Origin of the sequence: Anabaena sphaerica FACHB-251, assembly GCF_014696825.1 — a bacterium.
Lineage (GTDB): Bacteria > Cyanobacteriota > Cyanobacteriia > Cyanobacteriales > Nostocaceae > RDYJ01.
In genome coordinates this window covers 1-23,265 of the sequence record NZ_JACJQU010000034.1, presented here as the reverse complement: position 1 = coordinate 23,265, position 23,265 = coordinate 1, and the positions used below count along the sequence as shown (strand labels likewise).

17 protein-coding genes and 1 rRNA gene are annotated in these 23,265 nt (G+C 37.9%); 6 read left to right on the top strand and 12 right to left on the bottom strand.

The genetic code is table 11. The features are described from left to right. Positions 1-33 precede the first annotated feature (33 nt). Entirely contained in the window at positions 34-1,203 is a 1,170-nt protein-coding gene (locus H6G06_RS26280) for an SMEK domain-containing protein (RefSeq protein WP_190565002.1), read from the bottom strand. A 142-nt stretch (positions 1,204-1,345) separates the two neighbouring features. Between H6G06_RS26280 and H6G06_RS26275 the strand changes: the two genes are divergently transcribed. Then, positions 1,346-2,218 (top strand): 6-carboxytetrahydropterin synthase, encoded by an 873-nt coding sequence (locus H6G06_RS26275; RefSeq protein WP_190565001.1) that lies wholly within the window; start codon positions 1,346-1,348, stop codon positions 2,216-2,218. A gap of 134 nt (positions 2,219-2,352) precedes the next feature. Here H6G06_RS26275 and H6G06_RS26270 read toward each other — a convergent pair whose 3' ends face one another. The 3 genes from H6G06_RS26270 to H6G06_RS26260 form a co-directional block, all read right to left on the bottom strand. Next, entirely contained in the window at positions 2,353-3,327 is a 975-nt protein-coding gene (locus tag H6G06_RS26270; RefSeq protein WP_190565000.1) for a PrsW family glutamic-type intramembrane protease, read from the bottom strand. A 6-nt stretch (positions 3,328-3,333) separates the two neighbouring features. After that, positions 3,334-4,251, bottom strand: coding sequence for a class I SAM-dependent methyltransferase (locus H6G06_RS26265; RefSeq protein ID WP_190564999.1), 918 nt, complete (start codon positions 4,249-4,251; stop codon positions 3,334-3,336). A 108-nt stretch (positions 4,252-4,359) separates the two neighbouring features. After that, positions 4,360-6,009 (bottom strand): DUF3352 domain-containing protein, encoded by a 1,650-nt coding sequence (locus H6G06_RS26260; RefSeq protein WP_190564998.1) that lies wholly within the window; start codon positions 6,007-6,009, stop codon positions 4,360-4,362. A 689-nt stretch (positions 6,010-6,698) separates the two neighbouring features. Here H6G06_RS26260 and H6G06_RS26255 point away from each other — a divergent pair. The 3 genes from H6G06_RS26255 to H6G06_RS26245 all read left to right on the top strand — a co-directional run bounded on the left by H6G06_RS26255 (position 6,699) and on the right by H6G06_RS26245 (position 12,070). After that, entirely contained in the window at positions 6,699-9,293 is a 2,595-nt protein-coding gene (locus tag H6G06_RS26255) for a M1 family metallopeptidase (RefSeq protein ID WP_190564997.1), read from the top strand. A gap of 654 nt (positions 9,294-9,947) precedes the next feature. Next, positions 9,948-11,654: an AarF/UbiB family protein gene (locus H6G06_RS26250; protein ID WP_190564996.1), complete on the top strand. Its 1,707-nt coding sequence runs from the start codon at positions 9,948-9,950 to the stop codon at positions 11,652-11,654. Between the two features lie 41 nt (positions 11,655-11,695). Continuing rightward, the gene (locus H6G06_RS26245; RefSeq protein WP_190564995.1) at positions 11,696-12,070 is read left to right on the top strand and encodes a hypothetical protein; all 375 of its coding nucleotides are present in this window, start codon (positions 11,696-11,698) and stop codon (positions 12,068-12,070) included. Positions 12,071-12,125: 55 nt separating this feature from the next. On the opposite strand, the gene H6G06_RS26240 is transcribed toward H6G06_RS26245, so the two are convergent. From H6G06_RS26240 to H6G06_RS26215, 6 genes are all read right to left on the bottom strand, one after another. Then, positions 12,126-12,893 (bottom strand): hypothetical protein, encoded by a 768-nt coding sequence (locus H6G06_RS26240; RefSeq protein WP_190564994.1) that lies wholly within the window; start codon positions 12,891-12,893, stop codon positions 12,126-12,128. 27 nt (positions 12,894-12,920) lie between these two features. Next, positions 12,921-13,850 (bottom strand): Npun_R2821/Npun_R2822 family protein, encoded by a 930-nt coding sequence (locus tag H6G06_RS26235; protein WP_190564993.1) that lies wholly within the window; start codon positions 13,848-13,850, stop codon positions 12,921-12,923. Positions 13,851-13,862: 12 nt separating this feature from the next. Further along, positions 13,863-14,861, bottom strand: coding sequence for an Npun_R2821/Npun_R2822 family protein (locus H6G06_RS26230; RefSeq protein ID WP_190564992.1), 999 nt, complete (start codon positions 14,859-14,861; stop codon positions 13,863-13,865). Positions 14,862-14,895: 34 nt separating this feature from the next. Next, a complete protein-coding gene (locus tag H6G06_RS26225; RefSeq protein ID WP_190565009.1) occupies positions 14,896-15,849 on the bottom strand; it encodes a glycosyltransferase family 10 domain-containing protein in 954 nt (317 codons plus the stop codon). Between the two features lie 199 nt (positions 15,850-16,048). Further along, positions 16,049-18,298 (bottom strand): ATP-binding cassette domain-containing protein, encoded by a 2,250-nt coding sequence (locus H6G06_RS26220; protein ID WP_190564991.1) that lies wholly within the window; start codon positions 18,296-18,298, stop codon positions 16,049-16,051. Between the two features lie 73 nt (positions 18,299-18,371). Continuing rightward, on the bottom strand, positions 18,372-19,544 hold the full coding sequence (locus H6G06_RS26215) for a glycosyltransferase family 4 protein (RefSeq protein WP_190564990.1): 1,173 nt from the start codon (positions 19,542-19,544) through the stop codon (positions 18,372-18,374). Between the two features lie 539 nt (positions 19,545-20,083). Here H6G06_RS26215 and gloB point away from each other — a divergent pair. After that, positions 20,084-20,857 carry a hydroxyacylglutathione hydrolase gene (gene gloB, locus H6G06_RS26210; protein WP_190564989.1) on the top strand — a complete coding sequence of 258 codons (774 nt, stop codon included), beginning with the start codon at positions 20,084-20,086 and terminating at the stop codon, positions 20,855-20,857. Between the two features lie 28 nt (positions 20,858-20,885). On the opposite strand, the gene menD is transcribed toward gloB, so the two are convergent. Next, positions 20,886-22,610, bottom strand: a complete 1,725-nt coding sequence (gene menD, locus H6G06_RS26205) for a 2-succinyl-5-enolpyruvyl-6-hydroxy-3-cyclohexene-1-carboxylic-acid synthase (RefSeq protein WP_190564988.1) — start codon at positions 22,608-22,610, stop codon at positions 20,886-20,888. Positions 22,611-22,702: 92 nt separating this feature from the next. Here menD and folB point away from each other — a divergent pair, with 92 nt between their 5' ends. Further along, a complete protein-coding gene (gene folB, locus H6G06_RS26200) occupies positions 22,703-23,065 on the top strand; it encodes a dihydroneopterin aldolase (RefSeq protein ID WP_190564987.1) in 363 nt (120 codons plus the stop codon). A 103-nt stretch (positions 23,066-23,168) separates the two neighbouring features. On the opposite strand, the gene rrf is transcribed toward folB, so the two are convergent. Then, a 5S ribosomal RNA gene (rrf, locus tag H6G06_RS28200) occupies positions 23,169-23,265 on the bottom strand; the annotation flags it as partial.

Genomic DNA, 23,265 nt, shown 5'->3' with positions numbered 1-23,265 from the left:
TAATTCTCCTATTTTGATCAAATTAACCACCCATTAAAAATCACTAAAATCGAGATTTACTATGGGTTTTTGATAACCAATATTGTTTTTTTCCACAAAATTTACCAAGTCTTCAATGAAAGAAGAAATATAACTTTTAGAATCACCTGGAATGTAAATACGATATGAAGATTCAGTCCACCCTGTATAATACTCTTCATCAATAGGAATAGGATTATCCCAAGATATAAATTCATGCTTTGTAAGCAATCTAATTTCTCCATCAATATCATTATATCTACAGATTCTTCTCAGTCTATCTTCATTAAAACGATAATAAAATTTACCTCCATGTGCTTCTTGCAAAGAATTTTCATCCCTCCTTTCAAGAAGGAAAGCATAAAATTCTCGTGTTATGCGAGGTAACTTGGCAAGTTCCTTAGCTAAAAAATCAAACGCCTGTTTTATATTATCCATTGAGTAATCATCTCCTCCAAAATTATTATTGATGTAATATTCATAATAAACTCTAAGTGAATTTTCATTAAATTTAGGTTTGGCTATTGGCTCAATATAATTTTTAATACTTGTAGCAAATTCACCTTCTTGATTTGGTATCTCTAACTCTATTTTTACTCTGACAACCTCTTGTTTTATGTACTGGTGAATAGATTGTAATGTATCGAGAGGAAGCTCAATTGCTTTTTTACAAATAGTGTTGATATCCCAAATATTTTCCTTCTTAAAATTTAATTTATCCCAAAGTTCCTTCTTCTCTGTGTAACTTTTTTGTTTGCAACCTATTATTAGTATATAAATATCATTATATTCTTGAATATTATGTTCCAAAACAGTCTTCAGAGTATGATTAATCTTAGCCGATTCTTTTTCTGATGTAACTTGAAATGCTATATGGCTTAAAGCGTCACCTAAATCTAATCCAGGCGCATTACTTCTTTCATTATTGAGATTTTCTAAGTGTAAATCAAGTAATTTATTCAATATTTCTTTAAAGAAATCCTCAAGATATTTATTTAGGTCTGTTACGCCTAGTTTGCATCTGTTATCAACTTGGTGAGCAATATTTGCTAGTTCATCTATTATTTCACCTATAAAATAACCCCTAGTAATCACGTATTGCTCCTCACTATTATTTACAAAGTCAATAAATAAATTTGCGGTTGTTTTAACTCTAACAGATAAACTAAATGTAGTGTTTTCCACAACGCAGTAAGTTCTACTTAGATGGTTATTATACGATAATCTTATGGATATTCCCTATTTCACTGCCCAATAAGCAACAAATTAGATTAAACTATGTAAAGTGAAAGATTAAGAAATTTTAAAATCTGTTCCCAGTGTACTCATGCAATGTATTGTAAATCGCCGCGCTCAGTTTTCGGCCAGCCATCGGTATTGGTTGCCAGAACTAAGTGAAACCGAGAATGTTGAAAAATTTGGTCTTTGCTCGAAATTTCCCGGACACGGACACAACTATGTTTTATTTATTTCTCTGCTTGGAGAACTAGATGAATATGGCATGGTGCTGAACTTGTCTGATGTGAAACAAGTCATCAAACGGGAAGTTACCAGTCAACTAGATTTTTCTTATCTCAATGATGCGTGGGCAGAATTTCAACAAACTCTCCCCACCACAGAAAATATCGCCAGGGTTATCTGGCAAAAATTAGCACCGCACTTACCTATAGTCAAGGTGCAGTTATTTGAACATCCTGAACTTTGGGCAGATTATATGGGCAACGGAATGGAAGCATACTTAAGTATTAGCACTCACTTTAGCGCCGCGCACAGACTAGCGCATCCTGACTTGAGTTTAGAAGACAATACAGAGATTTACGGTAAATGCGCTCGTGTGAATGGACATGGACACAACTACCATCTTGAAGTTACCGTGAAAGGAGAGATTGATCCTCGCACGGGTATGATTGTTGATTTAGGGGCTTTAAATCAAGTCATCGAAGATTATATAGTAGAACCCTTCGATCACAGCTTTTTAAACAAAGATATTCCTTTCTTTGCTAAAGTTGTACCAACTGCCGAAAATATCGCCCTTTATATTAGTAATGTATTGCGATCGCCCATTCAAGAACTAGGTGCAAAACTTTACAAAATTAAACTGATTGAAAGCCCGAATAACTCCTGTGAAATTTACGCTGCTGACTTAGAAACAACACCTGTTAGTGCAGCAGTAAGTCAACCAGTATTAGCAAGAGTTTAAGTTAAGGAATCTTAGGGGCGAAGCATTCAGAAAATAGCTTTGGACAAAAATTGATAATTGATCGCCCGAATGCTTCGCCCGTACAAGAGTAAGAATATTTATACTGCATCCTTCTCCTGAATTCTTACTTTTCATCATTGAAAAAAATATCGACGACGGGCTAAATTGCCTAAATAGCGATAAATCAACCAAGCCAAAACTCCCAATCCGAGATTTAGAAAAATTTCCCTCAGTATAAACCAGAAAATATCAGGCTCAAAAATCTGTATTGGTCGCAACGGACTAATTTTTCTAGCAAGAATAAACAACCCAAAAATAGCATTACCACCCAGTATAAGAATAAACAATACTAAACTTCTTTGCCAATAACGAGCCTGGGGTTTGTAGGCAGAAATTAAAGCAATAGGGCGTTTACCTTGAACTCTGCGGAGTAATTGTTCTAACCGCCAAAACAACCATAACAAAAAAGGAAATAAACAATAACCAAAAAAACTAATGGGACGGGGATAAACCCAACTTCTAGATAAAATATTTACCAAAGCATGAAATAAAACTGAATTTAACCAAGCCGTTAAAATTAAACTTCTATCTTTATTTAACCGCCTGCTAGAAAAAATATATATTCCCAGCGCATACCCCCAAGGCACAGAGAACATAGAATGTACAGGCGTGCTAATAATTCGTTCTAAAATTGGTGCAGCACCGTGAAACCAGTAAATCCAGTTTTCCTCAGCCGTAAATCCTAAAGAAGCCGCTATGGTAAAGATAAAAACTGTACTGGCACGTAACCGATAACTGCGTTGGAAATAGCAGATGGGAATAATAACCGCAGCTAACTTACAACCTTCTTCAACTGGACCTATTACCACCATCTGCCGGAAGGCAAAACCAGCAAAAGAACGCTGTATTTTTGCCCAGTCCACAACCGAGTTAGCAACAATTTCTACAGCCCATTCTAGCCCCAAGGCGACGAAACCAGACATTGCACCAATAATGAACAAACATAGCAGTTGTAAAGGAGGAGGAGCCGCAGAAATTCGACGGTAATAAAACCACAAAAATAGCAGCGGTGGAATTACTGCCCACAGAAACAGAGATAAATTATTCACACATTATTAGCGCACCTGAGCAATTACAGTCCGGTGACGGGGGCTGTTGCTAGTGATGCTAGGAGTTTGAAAACCAGCCTCTACTAAAGCTTGCTCAATATCTAAAGAGAAATATTCATCTAAATAAGGTTCCGTACTTTTAAGCAATGTCAAAATGTAGGTAGGCATTTTCTTGTAAATTTCTGATTTTGGATTCATGTCCATAATTGCTAAATGCCCACCTGGACGCAAAACCCGTCTAGCTTCCGCAAAAATTTGGCGGGTTGCTGACTGTGGTAATTCATGACATACAAGAAAAATAGAAACTAAATCATAAGAACTATCTGCTAATCCTGTAGATTCAGCTTGAGCGTGAATCCAATTAATGTTTGCTTGACGTTGTTGAGAACGATAGTTAGCGACAGCTAAAAAATAGGGAGATAAATCTAAACCAGTAATTTTGGCTTGGGGATAAACTGTTTGCAAAGCAAAGGTACTCATACCTACACTACAGCCTAAATCTAGGATGTCTTGTGGCGGTTGGGAAATGGAACTGGTGACGATGTTGTGGTAACTTTCCCTCAGTTTGGCATCACCTTGGGCTTGGGTATCTTGCCAAATTTTAGCGTGGACAGCATGAGCCGCAGATTCTACCTCAAAAGCTGCTTGCCAGCTGAGATTTCCTGTTTCGTAAGCGTGGAATGAAGTAACGTAATAGTCAGGGTAGGTAAGTTGAGGATTTTGGACTTGAGCTAAATCATTTGCCCAATCTCGTGCTTGCAGTTTTTCTGCTTCTTGTGTCCAAAACACGCCAATTTTTTCAGCCCGTTTAATCATCATTTGTCTAGCGCGGTTTTTGGCCAGGTTGGCTAAAGGCTTAATTGAGAGGATGCCATTTACCAAGCGGGAAGGTAAGTCAGGAGTCTTTTTGATAGCAGTAGTCATAATTTTTGTAGCGTTTAACAGCTTTATTTTATAGCAGGTGACAGGTGACAGTTAAGAAAGTTATTCTCCCCTGCTCCCCTGCTCCTCTGCTCCCCTGCTTCCTGACTATTACTTAGAGCTTGGTTTCAAAGCTAACAACATCTCCATTTGACTGGTAGATTTATCGGGGCTATTGACAGTCACACCCAAACCACGAATAGAAGCCAGGATAGCACTGGCATCCGGGGGAAGAGGTTGACCTGCTGTAGCAAAACGAGTGATTAATGAACTGGTGTTGTCCATATCCAGGTAGAAATAGCCGCCGTTGGGTTTTTGTAATGAACCAGTTACAGATGTAAAGGTGTCATTCTTATCAAGGGTTTTACCTTTGTTGTCTGTTAGTGCTTCGGCAACAGGTCCACCAATAGCGAGAAATACGGTATCTTGATCTAACCAACCATGTGCCACCAAAGCACCTTGTTGGGGAATTTGCCATTCTGTGATATTTCTACCACCAATGTTTCTTTGGGTGATGTTGAGTGATTGCTTTTTGGCAAGGTCATCTAGTTTAGTGAAGGTGGCTTCCGCTGTTTTGCGATCGCTGGTGTCAAATACCATTGCTCCCCCAAAACCCACATTTGCTAACCAACCTTGACTAGATTTTACTGCACCAAAGGCAAACTCGCTATCCATCCAACTAAAAATATCTTTATCTAAATCAAGATTGACAAATTGTTTTAGTTGTCCGCGAGTCTGTTCAACGCCTTGTTTAATTTCAGGATAATCTTTTGATTGTTCTAGGAAGGTTTGCCAACTACGATTAATATTCTGCCCAGTTACTAGGGCAAAAGTATCACTAGGAAATTGTCCAACTATCTTAGCTGGACTGCTTTGATACTGAAATTTGTTCAGTTGGGGATCTAAATTAACCACCGCTTTTAACCGCAAGCCTGCGTCATCAACACCAACACCAGCTACTAGGGATTTTACTTGCTTGAGTTGTGCCAAAGTTTGCGGCTGTAATGGTCTAGCCTGGGGATTTAAAGCTGTTAGTTGCTTGGCCATATCGGCGTAATCAGGCACATAAATTTGAGCAAGGCTGTTTTTAACATCCACACCTTTGGCTAAAATGCTGCTTGCTCCTTCTTTACTTGCGAAAGAAGGTTCACCTTTATAGGTGTCAATAGCTTTTTCTACAGTTTGTTTTTCAGGTGCTAATAGTATATGAGTATTATTCAAAACTACTGTATATGTGGATCTTCCCTTATTTTTACTGGCAATAATTTTCTGTCCTTTGTATTCTGATTCTTGAATTTGCAAGTTTTTTTGCTCTTTCAATTTGTTAGCAAAATTTAAGGCATTGAGTTTATCTTTGATACCTACTACCAACAGGATATTTGACTCTTGCTGTGCCTGATTAGGTGTAGTGGGTGTAGGTGGTAGCACAGCAATCATCACACCACCTACCCAGGGTTTGATGTCTGTTTCGTAAGAAATGTTACTATCACCCAATAGATCTTTAGTGATATTTTGTAGACTTTTTGCTACTAGCTGTTGTGCTTGTGCAGTGCCAAATTGCTGCAACTTATTCCAAGATTGGGAATCAGTGTTGACGTAGGTGGCCATTAAGGCATTAGCAGGTACTACTTTAGCACTGCCCAGTGGACTGGAACTATCTCCCAAGGGAGCTTTTAAATATATAAAAGCAGCAATACCTCCCGCTACAACTATGGCAGTGCTAATAGCAGGAACTAGAAATTTCGATTTGCTTTCAGGCATTGTGATTATCCTCTTTTGTTGACAGTATCATCAGGTAATTACAACATTGATAGTCTGGTTTTGAGATTTTCATCACCAAATTCCGTTAAATTAGCGGTATTTACCGTTAAAATTAGTATTTCTACACACTAAAAATTTTGTAGGAACTCTAAAAAAGACTTCACTAGAGTTAGGAGTAAATCCGTAAATGGTATTTTAAGTTGATATGCAAAAAATAGTCTGATTTTCAGTTACAAGTTATTCTAAGCTAGAGGAATAATTGGTAGTATTGTAAAACTTCACTAAATCTGCGGATGTGAATGGTAGTTAGAATATTTGAAGAAAAGTAGTCCCGACAGCTTTTAGTCTAGGGATAGAGGAGCCACTGCGTTGGGCGGGTTTCCCGACTTGTAGCAAGTGGCGTGGCGTTGTAGTCCGCCCTGTCGGGGTTATTCCCGGCTAACTCAAAGCATGAGATAAACGTCTATGCTTTTTGGAACTATTTGTACTCGATGGAAATCGATTACGGCGTGATGCTAGAGACTCTGATGACATCAAGACATGAAGACTTGGGAGGCAAATGAGAAGACTGATTTAAATCATTCCATCCCAGAAAAAATCCTGATCAAATAATCATGTTGATTAGGGAGAGGCATCTACAGATGGCTATTGTTATGAAAGTTTCAGGATTACAAGGTCAGTAATAATCAATGTTGCAGTTTTATTTTGATACAGAGAATAACGGACACAAATCTTTTGAGTTACCAGGGGCTAAACCACACTACAATCCCGATAGACCGGGGCAAGTAGAGCATATTTTTCTGAACCTCAGTTTGGATATTCCCAACCAAAGTTACTACGGTAATTGTAGCATTCGCATTTTGCCAATCCGTAATAATATTGAGCGTTTGACCTTGGATGCTGTAAACCTGAATATCCAATCTGTGCAGGTAGATGGAATTGAGCAAAAGTTTGAATACGACGGGGAAAAGCTTTGTGTTCAACTTTCGCAACCCACGCAGATTGGTAATAGATTGTTGATAGCGATCGCCTACTCAGTCGAAAAACCCCAACGTGGTATTTACTTCATTCAACCAGACAAACACTACCCCCACAAACCAACCCAAGTTTGGACTCAAGGAGAAGACGAAGACTCTCGTTTTTGGTTTCCTTGCTTTGACTACCCAGGACAGTTATCCACTTCAGAAATCCGTGTCCGTGTACCCAAAGCCCTGATTGCTATTTCTAACGGCGAACTAATTGATACAACAGAAGAGGGAGATGATAAAATTTACCATTGGTCACAACAGCAGGTTCATCCTACCTACTTGATGACTTTAGCGGTAGGTGACTTTGCAGAAATTAACGATGAATGGAAAGGTAAACCTGTCACTTACTACGTAGAAAGGGGGAGGGAAGCAGATGCTAAACGCAGCATGGGTAAAACTCCCCGCATGATTGAATTTTTGAGCGAAAAGTATGGTTATCCATACCCTTTTCCCAAATATGCCCAGGTTTGTGTGGATGACTTCATTTTCGGTGGGATGGAAAACACCTCTACCACTCTGTTAACTGACCGATGTTTGCTGGATGAACGGGCATTATTAGACAACCGCAACACAGAAAGTTTAGTTGTCCATGAACTAGCACATCAGTGGTTTGGTGATCTGTTAGTCATTAAACATTGGTCTCATGCTTGGATTAAGGAAGGAATGGCTTCCTATTCTGAGGTAATGTGGACAGAACAGGAATATGGCTCAGAGGATGCTGCTTATTATCGCTTATTGGAAGCTCGCAGTTATTTAAGTGAAGATAGCAGTCGTTATCGTCGGCCAATGGTGACTCATGTTTACCGCGAAGCCATTGAACTTTATGATCGCCACATTTACGAAAAAGGATCTTGTGTTTATCACATGATCCGTGCAGAATTGGGAGAGGAATTATTTTGGACAGCTATCCAAACCTTTGTTCAAGATCATGCTCACCAAACTGTGGAAACAGTCGATTTATTAAGAGCAATTGAAAAAGCAACTGGACGTAATCTTACTTTCTTATTCGACCAATATGTTTATCGTGGTGGTCATCCCGATTTTAAAGTTGCTTACTCTTGGGATGGGGATGGGAACTTAGCCAAGGTGACAGTTACTCAAACCCAAGCCAGTGATGATAAGGATTTATTTGACCTGAAAATTCCTATTGGTTTTGGTTATAGTCAGACCAATTCAGCACTGAAAACTTTTACTGTGCGGGTAAATGAACGGGAACAAAGTTTTTACTTTCCGTTAACAGAAAAGCCAGATTTTATCAGCTTTGATGTGGGCAATAATTATCTCAAAACTGTGGTTTTGGAATACCCAATACCGGAGTTAAAAGCGCAGTTAGAATTTGACCCTAATCCTATTTCTCGCATCTATGCAGCAGAAGCTTTGGCTAAAAAAGGTGCGCTGGAAGCAACTAAAGCCCTATCAGCAGCTTTAAAAAATGATTCCTTCTGGGGTGTGCGCGTAGAAGTTGCTAAACAATTAGCAGAGATTAAGCTGGATCAAGCTTTTGATGGTTTAGTTTTTGGGTTGCAAGATCGAAATCCCTGCGTGCGGCGATCTGTGATAGAGACTCTATCTCAAATCAAAACTCATGCTAGTTATAAAGCTGTGAAGAGATTTGTGGAAGATGGGGATGCTAGTTACTATGTGGAAGCTGCTGCTTGTCGTAGTATTGGAGCGATGTCTGCGACGGGCTTCGCCTACGCATCTGCTAACTTAGATGATAAACCCCACGAAGAAAAAGTCATTAAGCTACTAAAATCTGTTTTAGAAGAAAAGGCAGGTTGGAATGAAGTAGTAAGAAGTGGTGCGATCGCTGGTTTAGCTGAATTTAAAGCTTCGGAAACAGCCTTAAATTTACTGCTGGAATACACTAAACTGGGAATTTCCCAACCACTACGCTTGTCTGCGATTCGGGCTTTAGGTAAGATTTCTGTTGGTCAAACTCCTGTAAATATAGAACGGATTTTAGACCGATTAGCAGAAATAGCTAAAGAAACCTTCTTTTTAACCCAAGTATCTGTGGTAACGGCTTTAGGGCAAATGGAAACCCCAAAAGCAATTGGTATTTTGCAAGCTTTAACTAATCAAACCGCAGATGGGCGAGTGCGTCGTTACGCTGAAGAAGAAATTAGCAAAGTGCAGAAGAATATTGGACCAGAAAAAAGCCTGCGGCAAATACGTGAAGAACTCAACCAACTCAAACAGCAAAATCAGGAACTAAAAAGTCGTTTGGAAAATTTGGAGGCCAAATCAAAGTAGCAAAATCAACAGTCAACTACCCACCACTATAGCGGCAAGGCAGGCTGGTGGGTAAGCAAAAAAAGGCAGTTCATAATGGCTGCTTACTTATCTCAATTTGCTATTAAAAGTTTTTATACTTCTAAATATAGCAGGAGTCAGGAGTAAAACCCTTTTGTAGTGGGAGTTTCATTATCAATTGATGTCCTAACCACCCTGTCCATGGCTATATAAATAAATGTAAAGAAATATAACTATATATTCTCTTCTCAATCAATAAATAATGAAGAAAATATAAAATACTCTGGCTGTGAAATAAAATTTTGTACTTTTATAAAGTATAATTAAGAAAAAGATAAACTAATCTAGGCAGTAAAGATATGCTTGGTTTACCTCATAGTACCTAGACATTGGCAAAGCTTAATTCTTTCTTTTAGCTGAAACCGAAAGAAACTCGGCTATCTACCCGAAAGAGTAGATGACGACATAAGTTGATCACTTGATTGGATACTATTGACTGTAGAGGTAAAAAGGCTTTCACTAGACTGCATAGTAATTAGTGTTAGTAGTAGTTAAATCAGAAACTACCAATATCCTTGACTTGCAACCAGCTTGTCAGTCAGGAAAAAAACCACCAACATTGTCAAATTCCCAGTTGTAGAGGCAAATAAAGGCGTGGGTCAGTATCAACCTGCTCAACTAAAGCAGTATAATCCAGACGCGATCGCTCGTTACTATCGTTACCGTCCCTGGTTAGCTTGGGGCAGACTGCTGAGAATCATACTCTCTTTTGCAGGCTTTATCATCAGCCTCAAGTGGGATGAATGGCAAAATCAAGTTGAGCAGAATCAGGGTAAAAGAGCTACTCAGTTACGAAAACTGCTCACCCATCTGGGTCCTACATTTATTAAAGTTGGTCAAGCCCTCTCAACGCGGCCGGACTTGATCCGCAAAGATTATTTAGCAGAACTGGTAAAGTTGCAAGACCAGTTACCACCTTTTGATAATGACTTAGCGCAACACATTATTGAAACTGAACTCAAGCTATCCATTGACGAGATATTTAGCGAAATTTCCCCCAAACCTGTAGCAGCTGCCAGTTTGGGTCAAGTATATCGGGGTCGTCTAGTCAGTGGTGAGGAAGTAGCGGTAAAGGTACAACGCCCTCACCTACGTCCAGTGATTACACGGGACTTATATTTAATGCGTTGGGCAGCAAGTTGGCTTAGTCCTTGGTTGCCTCTCAATCTCGGCCATGACCTCACATTAATTGTGGACGAGTTTGGCACAAAGTTATTTGAAGAAATTGATTACATCAATGAAGGTCATAACGCCGAAAAATTTGCGAGTAATTTCCGCCATGACCCTCAAGTAAAAGTACCCTCTATTTACTGGCGTTATACCAGCAGACGTGTTTTAACATTGGAATGGATTAACGGTTTTAAACTCACAGATACCCAAAGCATCCGTCAAGCTGGTTTAGATCCCGAAGCAATGATCCAGATAGGTGTCACTTCTGGTTTGCAACAATTGTTAGAACATGGCTTCTTCCATGCCGATCCCCATCCAGGTAATTTATTTGCTGTTGCCGATGGTCGCATGGCTTACATCGACTTTGGCATGATGGATCAGATGGAGGAAACTACAAAGGAAACATTGGTAGATGCATTAGTGCATCTTGTCAATAAAGATTACACCGACTTAGCTGAAGACTTTGTAAAACTGGGCTTTCTGGCTCCAGAAACCAATATTGCCCCAATTGTGCCAGCATTAGAAGCGGTGCTAGGTAATGCCATTGGCAAAAATGTTAAGGATTTTAACTTTAAAACTGTTACTGATGAATTCTCGGAATTGATGTATGAATATCCTTTCCGAGTTCCTGCCAAGTTTGCTTTAATTATTCGTTCCCTGGTGACACAGGAAGGTATTGCTCTAAGTCTCAATCCCAATTTTAAAATTGTGGAAGTAGGTTATCCCTACATCGCACGTCGGTTACTGACGGGAGAATCTCCCGCATTAAGACGACGTTTATTGAATGTGTTATTTAAAGATGGTAAATTCCAATGGCAGCGGTTAGAGAATTTGATTTCTATTGCGCGGACTGATGGAGAATTTGATGTTTTACCTACAGCGCAAATGGGGTTGCAATTTCTACTATCTGAAGAAGGTAAATTTCTTCGTCGTCAGTTGGTGCTTGCTCTGACTGAAGATGACCGTTTGCACACTGACGAAGTACAACGGTTGTGGGATTTAGTGAAAGATGACTTACCACCGAATCGGTTATTAAATGTAGCCTTCGGTATTTTAACAGAGTTATCTAGGGAAGGTGTAGCGGCTATTTTGCCAAAAGCTACATCTCTTATTGCCTTTACTGATAACTAATCAAAACGTTTAACTGAATTTAATAACAATCAGGAGTTTTCATGTATTATTACCCTCTGCAACCGCCATACTTCTTACTGTTAGTCGGGTTTCTCGCAGCCTTAACTTCTGGTTTCGCTTTATCGGGTACTTTGAAAGTAATTGTCCAGAAATGGCCAAGTGTTCCCCAAGAACCTATTAAATCTAGTTCTTCTTTAAAACAATTGTTTGTGCCATTTATCGGTATTACTGTCGGCGTTTGTTTATTTATGTCTTCTGGTTTAGAGATATTTGGTTTTCCCTCTCCTCTGGCTTTAGGTGTTGGTTTACCTCTGAGTTTGCTAACTTGTTTGTTTATTTGGTTCCAACTAGGAAGTTTGCTGGAATTTGCGAGCAGTCGAGGAATGCAATCTCTGGATTTAGATTCTTGGTCTTAAGAAGAGAAAACTTCACCAGATTATAAATCCCACCTACTGAAGGTGGGATTAGTTATTACTTATAGTAAAAGTCAAATTTTTGTAGCGCCGTTAACCTAGCTTTATTGAAACGATAATGATAACCTACTCTGCGGCGCAAATTTTTAACCCAATTTTTAGGTTCTGGGGTATGGGAAGCGTCGAAATGCTTAGTAACTTGATGCAATCCACTCCAACTTTCACTGTTAATTGTCCATCCTACTTTTGCCGCAGCTAAACCAATAGCATTACCATCTCCTGCGTGGATTCTATGTAGTTCTAAGTAACTGCCAATCATACCCCAGTATTTAATAAAATCTGTTTCCTTACCGTCATCTCTGCCAACAATGTAAAGAGACTCACCTACAAAAGAGGCGTTTTCCAAGGGTATATCTAACTTTGAAGCTATTTTTTCAATATAGGGTAGTCTTTCAGGACTATATTTTTTTACGTGTTCCAGAAGATTTTCTTGACGACCTACAATACCAGAAGTATGTGTAATTTCAGGTACATTGCTCAAAATTTTTGTATCGGCATCAATGTGAATTGCAACTGGAAATTTTGACAAGGCTTTTTCTATGACAAATCTTCTGTCATGATAACAATGCAGAATTCCTTGTTGTTGATATTTAAATGCTAACGTATTATGGGTTTGGCTAAAATCTTGCGGCTCGTCTGTGTAAATAACCAGGTAAGTACCGGGAGAGTATTTTTCTAAATCTTGGGCTAGTTGCTGAGTAAGAAGACGATATTTCTTACCCAAAGCTAGTGTGCAGAAGCAATAATCTTTTTGTTCTTGACTCATAAATATTCCAGATTGTTTTTGTAAAAATTATAACTTATTTTTCAGTTGCCTTAGTTTATTTTTGACATTATCTAATGTTTGCTGCCATTTACTTTTTTGTACAGGTGTAGGAATATCTACTGTTGGGATGCCTGGATTTAAATTTCGATAATATTCCCAAGTGTCCCAGTAGGGACAACCAGGTTGAATTTTAATACCTGCCCAGTGCAGATATTTTAGTCGTTTTCCATGATCATAAAGGAGATAATCTTGTTGCTGGAAATTACATGAACCGGCCCAACTACCAGGACCACGACCAGGAATTTTGACAAGATTACCACGTTTGTAAATTAACTTGAGAATAAGATAATTGAGGATCGGTTGATCTGTCACTCCTGCTGTAAAATCAAAGTATTCGGGATGAGCAGCACATTCTGCTAATGTTTCATACATTTGTTGCTCAGTTATAACCCCCTTGCGCGAACTCCAAAACCCACTATTAAATACATCTTCTAGTTGATCATTAGTGAAAATTTGCTGTTCTTTGACAAAGGGAGAAAATATATTGCTGAGTTTGTCATTTGCATGATGATAATCACAACAGAAAAAATCGACTTCTGCCAGTTGACCTAAATTGTCTGCAATTTTTTCAAAAACGACAATATCAGTGTCAATATAGATAAACTCATCTAAGGGTCCAAACCACACAACGAGTTTACGCATTTTATTAGGTAATGCTAAAAAATCTCGATCAAAAATTTCGCTAATACGTTGAGTGAATTTTTCAATTTCTTCTAAATCTGGGAATATCTTGACATTGTGGAACTTCCCTAGTGTATCTGCTACTTTCTGATAGTTTTCATTAAAAGGTATCAGATAAACAGTGATTTCTGGATCAAAATAACGAATACTATTAAGTAAGGCAATAGCATTCTCTAAGACTTTATCATTGGCAACAATATAAATTCCCCTATTCATTGAATTAACCCTCTAGTTTTTTACTAATCCTAACTTTCTTAAAATTCTTGTACCTAAACTGAGAGGAGCATCATAGGCTTTAGGTTTAGTTGTGAACTTCGGTTTCTGTTCTGGTGTATATAAATAGCGATAGTGCAAGAAAATATCTCGGTAAGGAAAATCAATATTTTCTCCAGCACAAACTCGACTGAATAATTTAGAAGATAATCCAATATAATGTAAATAAGTTAATCTGTTACCCTTGTCATAAAGAATGTAATCCTGGTTTTCAAAATGCAGAGATGTCACAGCACAACCTGTTACTTTATGAGCAGGTAAATTGATAGCCAAATTATAGTTAGATATCCCTAATCGCATGACCAGATAGTTGAGAATTGTTTGGTCAGGAGCCATATCATAGAGAACTTCTGCTTCTCCTTGACGCAACCACTCTAGGATCATTTCTCGCTTTTGCTCAGGAAATATATCTTTTTTAGAACCATAAAACCCAGAACAAAATATTTCGGTTTGTAAACGTTCTGGGGTGAATAACTCCTTTAATTTTGTTGATGATACACTGTAAACATGAGATATATCTTTAAATTGAAAATCATATACTACCCAATCATTGTGATTTAGCTGAGTAAAAATATGGTCTAATGGACTCATTAATACAGTATCAGCGTCCATATAAACAAAGCGGTCAAAAGGCGCATCAAAAGCACAATAACGGCGATGGGTTCCAACTCGATGATATTTACTGCTGCCTATTTTTTGCCAATGTGTTTGGGCGGTAGGATGGGTATCCCAAATTTCTTTAACCAATTTATCCCATTTTTGAATGGAATTTTGGTTATCATAAAGTATTACATGAGGGCGGTGGGCAAGTTCCGCAGCAATTTTTTCTGTATTATCATCATAGGGATATATACATACAGGCATGGTCTGACCATAAATTGCTTCTATACTGTTGAGTAGAGCAATTAGTTGGTCATAAACTCGGTCATTGGCAAGGGTACAAATACCATCCATATATAAATCCTAAAAATGTACATCTAGTTTTGAATTAAGAAAATTGATTGACAAATTCTGATAGCCAGTTGAGCAAGTTTAGTTTGTGTAAAATAATTTGTCTAGCTTCGGTGATCGCATCTTTGGCAGCATACCAAGCATCAAGATTAGAAGTTACTTCTTGAATATAAGCAATTCCTTTTTCATCTAAACTGGGTAATCTTAAAAAACTACCTGGTGGTAATAGTTTATCTGCTGCTGCTCCACCATAGTAAATTGGTAAACACCAGGCTAGTAAACTATCCCAAAGTTTTTCACTCACATACAAATTATTATCGGCATAATTTTCAATTGCTAGATTATAGTAATATGGTGCCATGCCATACCACTTATTACCAAGTTCTCCTGAAGTTTTTACCCATTTTTGTAAACCACGTCCATAGAAATCAATTTGCATACCCCTAGATTGTAAAGACTGCAAAAAGTCTAAACGCTGGCGATGGTTAGCTGTGCGGTTAATTCCTGAAGTAATCCAACTACAACTAGCAACCTTTTGTGGACATGGCATTTCATTTAAATCCTTAAAGGTATTGGAGTGATACCAAATCGCAGGCATATAATCCGGAGTAGGAGCAAAATCATCAGGACCAGAAACATAGCCGCAATAATTTTTAGCTTGTTGATAATTACGTTTATTTATTTCTACAATTTCTTCTAAAGGAGGTTCTCTCAATAAATAAATAATTCTTTCTTTGCTGACACCACGTAGTAAATCAGGAAGATTCAATTCTGTTTTTTTTTGCTGTTTCCGTAACCGATCTAACAAAGATGGTGGTGGTGATGGTTGAGGAAAATCAAACTGATACATTAGTAAAAAATCTGGGTTTTCTGCTAATGCTTGCATTTGCATATTACCCCAAACGCCAAATGGATGAGGAGTTTGTTGCCATAGCCAATCTGCTCTGGATTCCAGAGCGCCATAGCTGCTAATCATACCCACTGTTTTCATCATGTCATTATTGATAATTATTATTTTTCTTTGGAGTTTTTCACTTTTTTAATTCATAATTACTGGATGCCTATCTTCTGGGTTATCAATTTATTTGTTGAGGTATTATTTTTCATAATTATCGATATTTTTTGGCATCAAATTTATTTGAACTTGAATTAAAGTTAATCAAGTTTTTTAAAATTAATTATTCATAATTTTAGATTTTAATGCTATCCTCAAATTTCTGTAAGTTCTCCAGCAGATAAAGAGTAGATTCATAAGCTTCCGTAAGTAATTGGTTTTGGGATTCATTGTCGTCTGTAACATTATCGGCTAATGTACGAATGCAAGCCAGTGTAGGATTAAGCCCAGATCGAAATTCATCAAATATACAACTAAATTTTTGATAATATGCAGTAATACTACTATGATTTTGCTCGGCAATTGCCACTAACTGTCCTTTAAGTTGTCGATTAATTACATCATCAAAAACATCGATAGTGTTGAGAATTCTCCATGCTGATTTGTAAGATTGCTCAAGTAATTCTTGACGCTCTTGAGCATCGTCTACAAGATTATCAATTAATAATTGTAGCAATCCAATCAGTGAGTTTAGTTGTGTACGAATTTCATAAGATATGCGGAGTAAGCTTTGGTTGCGGTTGCCCGCAGTATCAGCATTATTAGCAAATTGCATTGAGTATAAGTGTGAGTAGTAACCGCCTTTCTGGAGCAGTTCTTCATGGGTTCCAACTTCTACTACTCTTCCTTGATCTAACACAGCTATTTGATCAGCTTTGCGGACTGTGGAAAGTCGGTGAGCAATTACCAAGGTAGTGCGATCGCGACTCAGTTCATCAAGCGCAGATTGTACCAACCGTTCAGAAACAGTATCTAATGCACTAGTAGCTTCATCCAAAATCAGGATTTCTGGATTTTGCAGAAGTGCGCGAGCGATCGCTAATCTTTGTTTTTGTCCACCAGATAACATGACACCTCGCTCGCCTATCACGGTGTCAAAGTGCTGAGGTAATTTACTAATAAATTCATAGGCATTGGCTTGCTTTGCTGCTGTAATAATTTCTTCCTCTGTTGCTTCTGGTTTAGCATAGGCGATGTTATTCCGCACTGAATCATTAAAAAGAAAGGTATCTTGACTAACAATTCCCATATTTTTTCGCACAGATACTAAATCAAACTCCCGTAAATCTATGCCATCAAAGGTAATACAACCACTTGTTGGATCATAAAATCTGGGTAAAAGGTCTGCTAATGTAGATTTACCTGCACCTGAACTACCTACCAATGCTAGAGTTGTGCCACAGGGTAAATATAAATTTACCTCTTTGAGTACCTGTTTTTCATGGTTAGTATAGGCAAAAGAAATAGATTTAAAATGCACGCCCTGTTTTAATTTTTTGTAGGGAAGTTTGCCATTACCCATAAAAGGCTTATCATCTAACCTTAAAAACTGACTAACCATCTCTATACTGGCAGCAATGCTTGCAAAGTTGCTACGAAGACTATTTAATTGAGAAACCAGCGGTAGCAATCGCAACAATACCAACAAGTATGTCAGAAGTACCGTGGAAATTGTCGTTACTTGTTCGGCAAATAAAGTTTTACTCAAAAATACAATCATCAGTAAACAAGCAATTCCCATAACTTCACTAAATGGTCCAATTGCTTGTGAATTTACCTGGTCTTGAAAATCTGCTTTTTCACGAATTTTAATTAATTTTTTAATGCGTTCATATTCTCTTTTCTCGTTACCAGTTGACTTAACTAACCTAATTCCATTTAAAACTTCTAAAACAGCAATTGAATAACCTTTAGACAACTCACTAAGTTGTTTACCAAACTTTTTAGACCGATTAATAAAATACTGATTAATAAGAGTTACTAACAACATTAAAGCCGTTGCGGCAACTGTTAATTGCCAAGAAATTGACAATAACAAACCAACAAAAACTAGAATTGTAATTGATAAAATAACCAATTTAATTGTATTACTTATCACATTAGATGCACGACCTATTTCTCCACCTAGACGGTTGATTAAATCGCCAACCTTCATCTTGGTGTAGTAATCTATATCTACTGTTAATAACAGAGTGATTCCAGCTTCTCGCATATCGGATGTTATTCTCCTGCTGAGGGAACTGGATGTTAGTGAGCCAAGATAATTAGCTAAATTTTTTAAAGTAATTATAGCTAGAATTGCTCCGGCCATCACACCAGAACGGTAATCTTCTGGTATACCATCAAATGGATTGATTATGAATTGCAAAATACCAGGAGCGCCTTGTAAATTTACTTCCTGTCCCACTATTTTTAAAATTACTGGGACAATCAGAGCGGTACTCACACCATTAAATAAAGCTCCAGAAAATCCTAATAATATTGTTAGTACAATTAAGCTTGGATAAGGTTTAGCAAATCTTAGTAGTATCTTTCTGGTAGACATTGGATTTAATTAAGCGAAATTACATTAAAGTAAAAAAAATGGAAATTCATAATTTATTATCTTTCATCACTAATTACAATTTGGTAATAACTGACTCCAGAATATTAGACATAGAATTGATACTATATTTTTCTGTACATCTTTCTCTAGCTTTAACTGCGCGCTCATTAGCTGCTTCTAAGTTTTGAAATATCAATTTAATTTTTTCGGCAATTTGTTCAGGTGATTCAGGATCAACTAAATAACCATTTCCACCTAAAATCTCAGGAATATCTCCCACAGCAGTTGCTAATATTGGTTTAGCCATTGCCATACCATCGGTTAATTTTAATGGAAATTGAGCTAAAGCTGCTGGTGTATTTCTTTGGGGAACAACAACAATATGTGCCGCAGCGACAATTTTTGGCATTTCTGTAGATGGATATTTTGGTAGTTTTATAATCCAATTTCCCCATTTTTTTGATAGTTGAGCATCATAATCATCATAAGGACTACCTCCTACAATCACTAGTTTTAAATCTGGTTCATTGATAAGTTCGAGCGCAGTTAATACATCTTCAACACCTTTGTATGGTCTAGGAGCGCCGGGAAACATTAAAATTCGATATCCAGACAAGCCATAATAGACTCTACTTTCTTCTGGATCATAAAGATGGGGATTAAATAGTTCTGTATCTTTTCCATTTGGTAAATATATACCACCAAATCTGTCTTGTAAAAATTTAGTATGAATGGTAATAGCGTTGGCTTTTTGGGTCATCCCTTCTGTTTTTTTTAAAAAAAACGGATGATCTGGCTGTCTCAATGCTCCATCTGGTTTAATAATATCTCGATAAAGTTGCTTGAAGGAGAAATTATACTGCCATTTTTCACCACCATACCAACTGAGTTCCCAGTCGTCTATGTCTAAAATTATCGGTTGATTGGTTTTTAGTTTTTTTAGTAGTGCTAAACCAAAAGTTGTAGGCTTTGGTCTCATCGCATAAATAATATCACCATCTAGCTTTTTTAAAAGCTGAGAAGCTGAAATGAGAAATTTCGGGTAGTTATAGCCAGTAAACTGGCTGACCATAATTTCTGATTGAGGGATAACTGCTGCCTCTTGTCCAAATACAAATCCTAAGATTTCTACTTGATACTTAAGTCTTTGCAGTGCTTGTGCTAACAGAAAGGAACGAACTGAACCGCCTCCCCACCTTCCTGCTCCAGCACTCGATAAATCACTTACCAGTATGGAAATTTTCAAGTTTAATATTTTCTCCTGTCACTGCACAATGTTTGATGAATCCTGCTTATTTTGATATGTTGCATATATTTATAACCTCAAATATATGGCTTATAGTTATTATGATTCCTCATTGGTCTAGTTTTGCATAAATCAATAAATCACCCCCCTCTATAACGTTGCAATTTAGTTTAAGATTGATTAATATATAAGTATTGGAGTAAGATCATATTTTGTGGCAGTGGGCTTATTATGACGCAATAATATTACAAACTTACAACGGTCAATTTAGCAATAATTAAACGGAAGTGAATAAAAAACCTAAAGCTCATATTCACTTGGTTAGTTCTGAATTGAATTGTCAAAGAGTTTGTCTAAATTCATATTTTTCCAGCTATCATGGGTATTTTTGCATAACCAAGTGGTAAGATTTTATATGATTATAGCAGGGATTGTTTGAGTATAAATAATTCTTTGCAATTTTGTAAACAGTACCGTGGTTTATTGGATATCATGGTTTATTTAACACAAATTATCTACTGAGGTTAGAGGCATAGATAATGCAAGTAATCCGACTATCGGCACTTTCTGACAACTATATATTTTTGCTATACGATTCACATTACAATATTGCCGCTGTTGTCGATCCAGCAGAGCCTGAACCAGTTTTACAGCAACTTGCACAACTAAAATGCAACTTAGTCGCAATTTTTAACACACACCATCATCAGGATCATGTGGGTGCTAATCAGAAGTTAATGCAAAAATTCCCCCAATTGACGGTATATGCTGGGGTTGAGGATCGGGGCAGGATTCCTGGACAGCAGGTATTTTTACAAGAAGGCGATCGCGTACAATTTGCCGATCGCACGGCCGAAGTTTTCTTTGTTCCCGGACATACCCGCGCTCACATCGCTTACTACTTTCCACCAGTAACACCACATGAGACAGGAGAGTTATTCTGCGGTGATACTATATTTGCTGGTGGTTGTGGTCGCTTGTTTGAAGGTACACCAGCGCAAATGGTAGACTCCCTCAGCAAACTTCGAGCTTTACCTGATAATACTCGTGTTTGGTGCGCCCATGAATACACTTTGAGTAATTTGCGCTTTGCATTAACAGTAGATAGTGAAAACCCAGATTTGCAAAAGCGATTTAAAGAAGTAACAGCTATGCGTCAACGCCAGGAAGCTACAGTGCCTTCTCTACTGGGTGTAGAGAAGCATACAAATCCCTTTTTACGCTGGGATCAGCCTTCATTGCAATTAGTTGTAAAAAGTAGCGATCCCGTACAAACCTTTGCGAAGATTCGGGGCATGAAGGATAAATTTTAGTGCCAGCATTCACCAGGTTGTTAAATAATTACAAATCTTGGGTAAACTTTCTCAAATATTCCTTTCTCCATTTAGCATCCCTTTTGCGATTTGTGATTATTTCTAAAACCCTAATACCCTGACTTGGTAGCAGTTTTAATCTTTCTTCCAACTGTTTCCAAGAACTAATCAACTCATGCTCCACTCCATAAGTAGCGCATAACTGACTAAAATCAATATCCTGGGGAGTGGCAAAAAATTCTTCAAAAGGCGGGTCAAATTTAGCAATAGGTAACATTTCAAAAATTCCCCCACCATTGTTATTAATTAAAACAATTGTTAGATGTCCAATAAATTTATTTCTGATTAAAAAACCATTGGTATCATGTAACAGGGCTAAATCTCCCGTTAACATCACACTACTTTGTTGATAATGTGCTATTCCTAAAGCTGTGGAAAGAGTACCATCAATACCATTCGCACCCCGGTTAAAATAAGATCTTATCCCTAAATTATTAGGTTTCCAGAAAAATTCTACATCCCGCACCGGCATACTATTAGAAATAAACAATGGTGTTTGTGGGGGGAGGATTTGAGAAATTAACCAAGCAGCTTTACTTTCAATTAATTCCTCTATATTTTCAAAAAGTTCATCAATATTCTTTCTTACTTTCGCTTCGATTTTACACCACTTTTGTAAATAATGTCCCCATTCGCCATTCCTCATTCCCCATTTGCCATTCCCCAAATGTTCTACAGATATCCTTAAATGTGTTGTTTTGCCATGTAAAGGATCTAAATTTTTAGCACAATTATCAATTACCCAACGTTGAGGGTTGGTAGTAATTAACCAATTACGTAATTCTTTACTAGTAGGCATTTCCCCGATGTGAATTACCATTTCTGGTGTTAATTCTTGGGCAAATTTTTGATTACGTAAAATGATGTCGTAGGTAGAAATTAAATAGGGGTTTAAGTCTGCATAATTTCTGACTGGGGAAAGCCCCTCAGCTAAAACAGGCCATTGTAAAGTTTGGGAAAGACGAGCGATCGCTCTACAATATTCTTGAGGTTGTTTGGGTTGTGCTACTCCGGCAATAATAATACCTTGTTGACATTGTTGCCATTCTCTGGGTAATTGGTAATTGTTAATTGCTAATGGGGGTGGAAATATCCCAGAAAAAAACTCTTCCGAGTCTAATGTAAAATCAGTACCATCGGGAACTGGTGCGAGTGGGTCGCGAAAGGGAATATTTAAATGTACTGTTCCCCCTGTAGGAAATTGGCAACGTTCCCAAGCATAAATTACCGTTTGTCGCAAATAACCTAACATTCCCCGATCAGCAGAAGGTGTAGCTAACTCAGTTTGCCAGTTGGGATAATTGCCGTATAACTTCACCTGATCTATAGTTTGCCCAGAATGACACTCTCGCAATTCTGCGGGTCTATCTGTGGTTAATATTAATAATGGTACGCGACTTTCCTTAGCTTCAATTACCGCAGGGTAAAAATTCGCTCCTGCTGTCCCTGAAGTACAAACCAGCACCACAGGTTTTCCCATTGCTTTTGCCCTTCCCAACGCAAAAAAAGCGGCAGAACGTTCATCTAGAATAGGAATAGCTTCAATTTCCGGTGCTTGTTTCGCAAAAGCTACGGTTAAGGGAGCAGAACGGGAACCAGGACATAAGACAGCACAACTTAAACCCAGATGTTTAAGGGTTGCCGTTACCACATAAGACCAAAGTTGATTAAGATTATTAAATACAATTTGCATTTATAAGAAATTGCTAATAGGTAACTGGATAAAATTATCACCTGTCACCTGTCACCTGTCACCTGTCACCTATCACCCACCTATCACTTTCTATGGACTGTATTCGTTTAACAGGGATTCGCTGCTATGGCTATGTTGGGTATCTACCGGAAGAAAAAGTGTTAGGACAATGGTTTGAAGTGGATTTGAAGTTATGGGTGGATCTTTCTCAAGCTACTGAAACTGACGCTATTGAAGATACTCTAGATTATCGCAATGTTATTGGTTTAGTCCAAAATTTGGTTAAGATATCTAAGTTTGATTTGTTAGAGAGGTTGGCAGGTGCGATCGCAAATGCTATTCTTCAACAGAGTGATATCGTTACCCAGATACAAGTCATTCTTAGTAAACCCGCTGCACCCATCCCCGACTTCAACGGCAAAATTAGTATTGAAATTACCAGAACTAAAATGTGATGATGAAAGGTGAGATTCAGAAGTTGAAAGATGTAGTTTAAACATGAATAAAACAAAAGCCCCCTCTAAATAAACCAATAGAGGAGGCTTTTGAAAAAAATAAACCTGGCATCGAGCTATTTTGGCGTGGGGCAACCCCCAGACTATCGTTGCCGCAGCGGCGTTTCACCTCTGAGTTCGGGAAGGGATCAGTGTGGTTC

Coding starts and splice junctions, on each gene's coding strand:
- H6G06_RS26235 (WP_190564993.1), bottom strand. CDS start 13,850: ATGAATAGGGGAATTTATATTGTTGCCAATGATAAAGTCTTAGAGAAT.
- H6G06_RS26255 (WP_190564997.1), top strand. CDS start 6,699: ATGTTGCAGTTTTATTTTGATACAGAGAATAACGGACACAAATCTTTT.
- menD (WP_190564988.1), bottom strand. CDS start 22,610: ATGCAAATTGTATTTAATAATCTTAATCAACTTTGGTCTTATGTGGTA.
- H6G06_RS26245 (WP_190564995.1), top strand. CDS start 11,696: ATGTATTATTACCCTCTGCAACCGCCATACTTCTTACTGTTAGTCGGG.
- H6G06_RS26240 (WP_190564994.1), bottom strand. CDS start 12,893: ATGAGTCAAGAACAAAAAGATTATTGCTTCTGCACACTAGCTTTGGGT.
- folB (WP_190564987.1), top strand. CDS start 22,703: ATGGACTGTATTCGTTTAACAGGGATTCGCTGCTATGGCTATGTTGGG.
- H6G06_RS26230 (WP_190564992.1), bottom strand. CDS start 14,861: ATGGATGGTATTTGTACCCTTGCCAATGACCGAGTTTATGACCAACTA.
- H6G06_RS26225 (WP_190565009.1), bottom strand. CDS start 15,849: ATGAAAACAGTGGGTATGATTAGCAGCTATGGCGCTCTGGAATCCAGA.
- H6G06_RS26260 (WP_190564998.1), bottom strand. CDS start 6,009: ATGCCTGAAAGCAAATCGAAATTTCTAGTTCCTGCTATTAGCACTGCC.
- H6G06_RS26220 (WP_190564991.1), bottom strand. CDS start 18,298: ATGTCTACCAGAAAGATACTACTAAGATTTGCTAAACCTTATCCAAGC.
- H6G06_RS26275 (WP_190565001.1), top strand. CDS start 1,346: ATGCAATGTATTGTAAATCGCCGCGCTCAGTTTTCGGCCAGCCATCGG.
- gloB (WP_190564989.1), top strand. CDS start 20,084: ATGCAAGTAATCCGACTATCGGCACTTTCTGACAACTATATATTTTTG.
- H6G06_RS26265 (WP_190564999.1), bottom strand. CDS start 4,251: ATGACTACTGCTATCAAAAAGACTCCTGACTTACCTTCCCGCTTGGTA.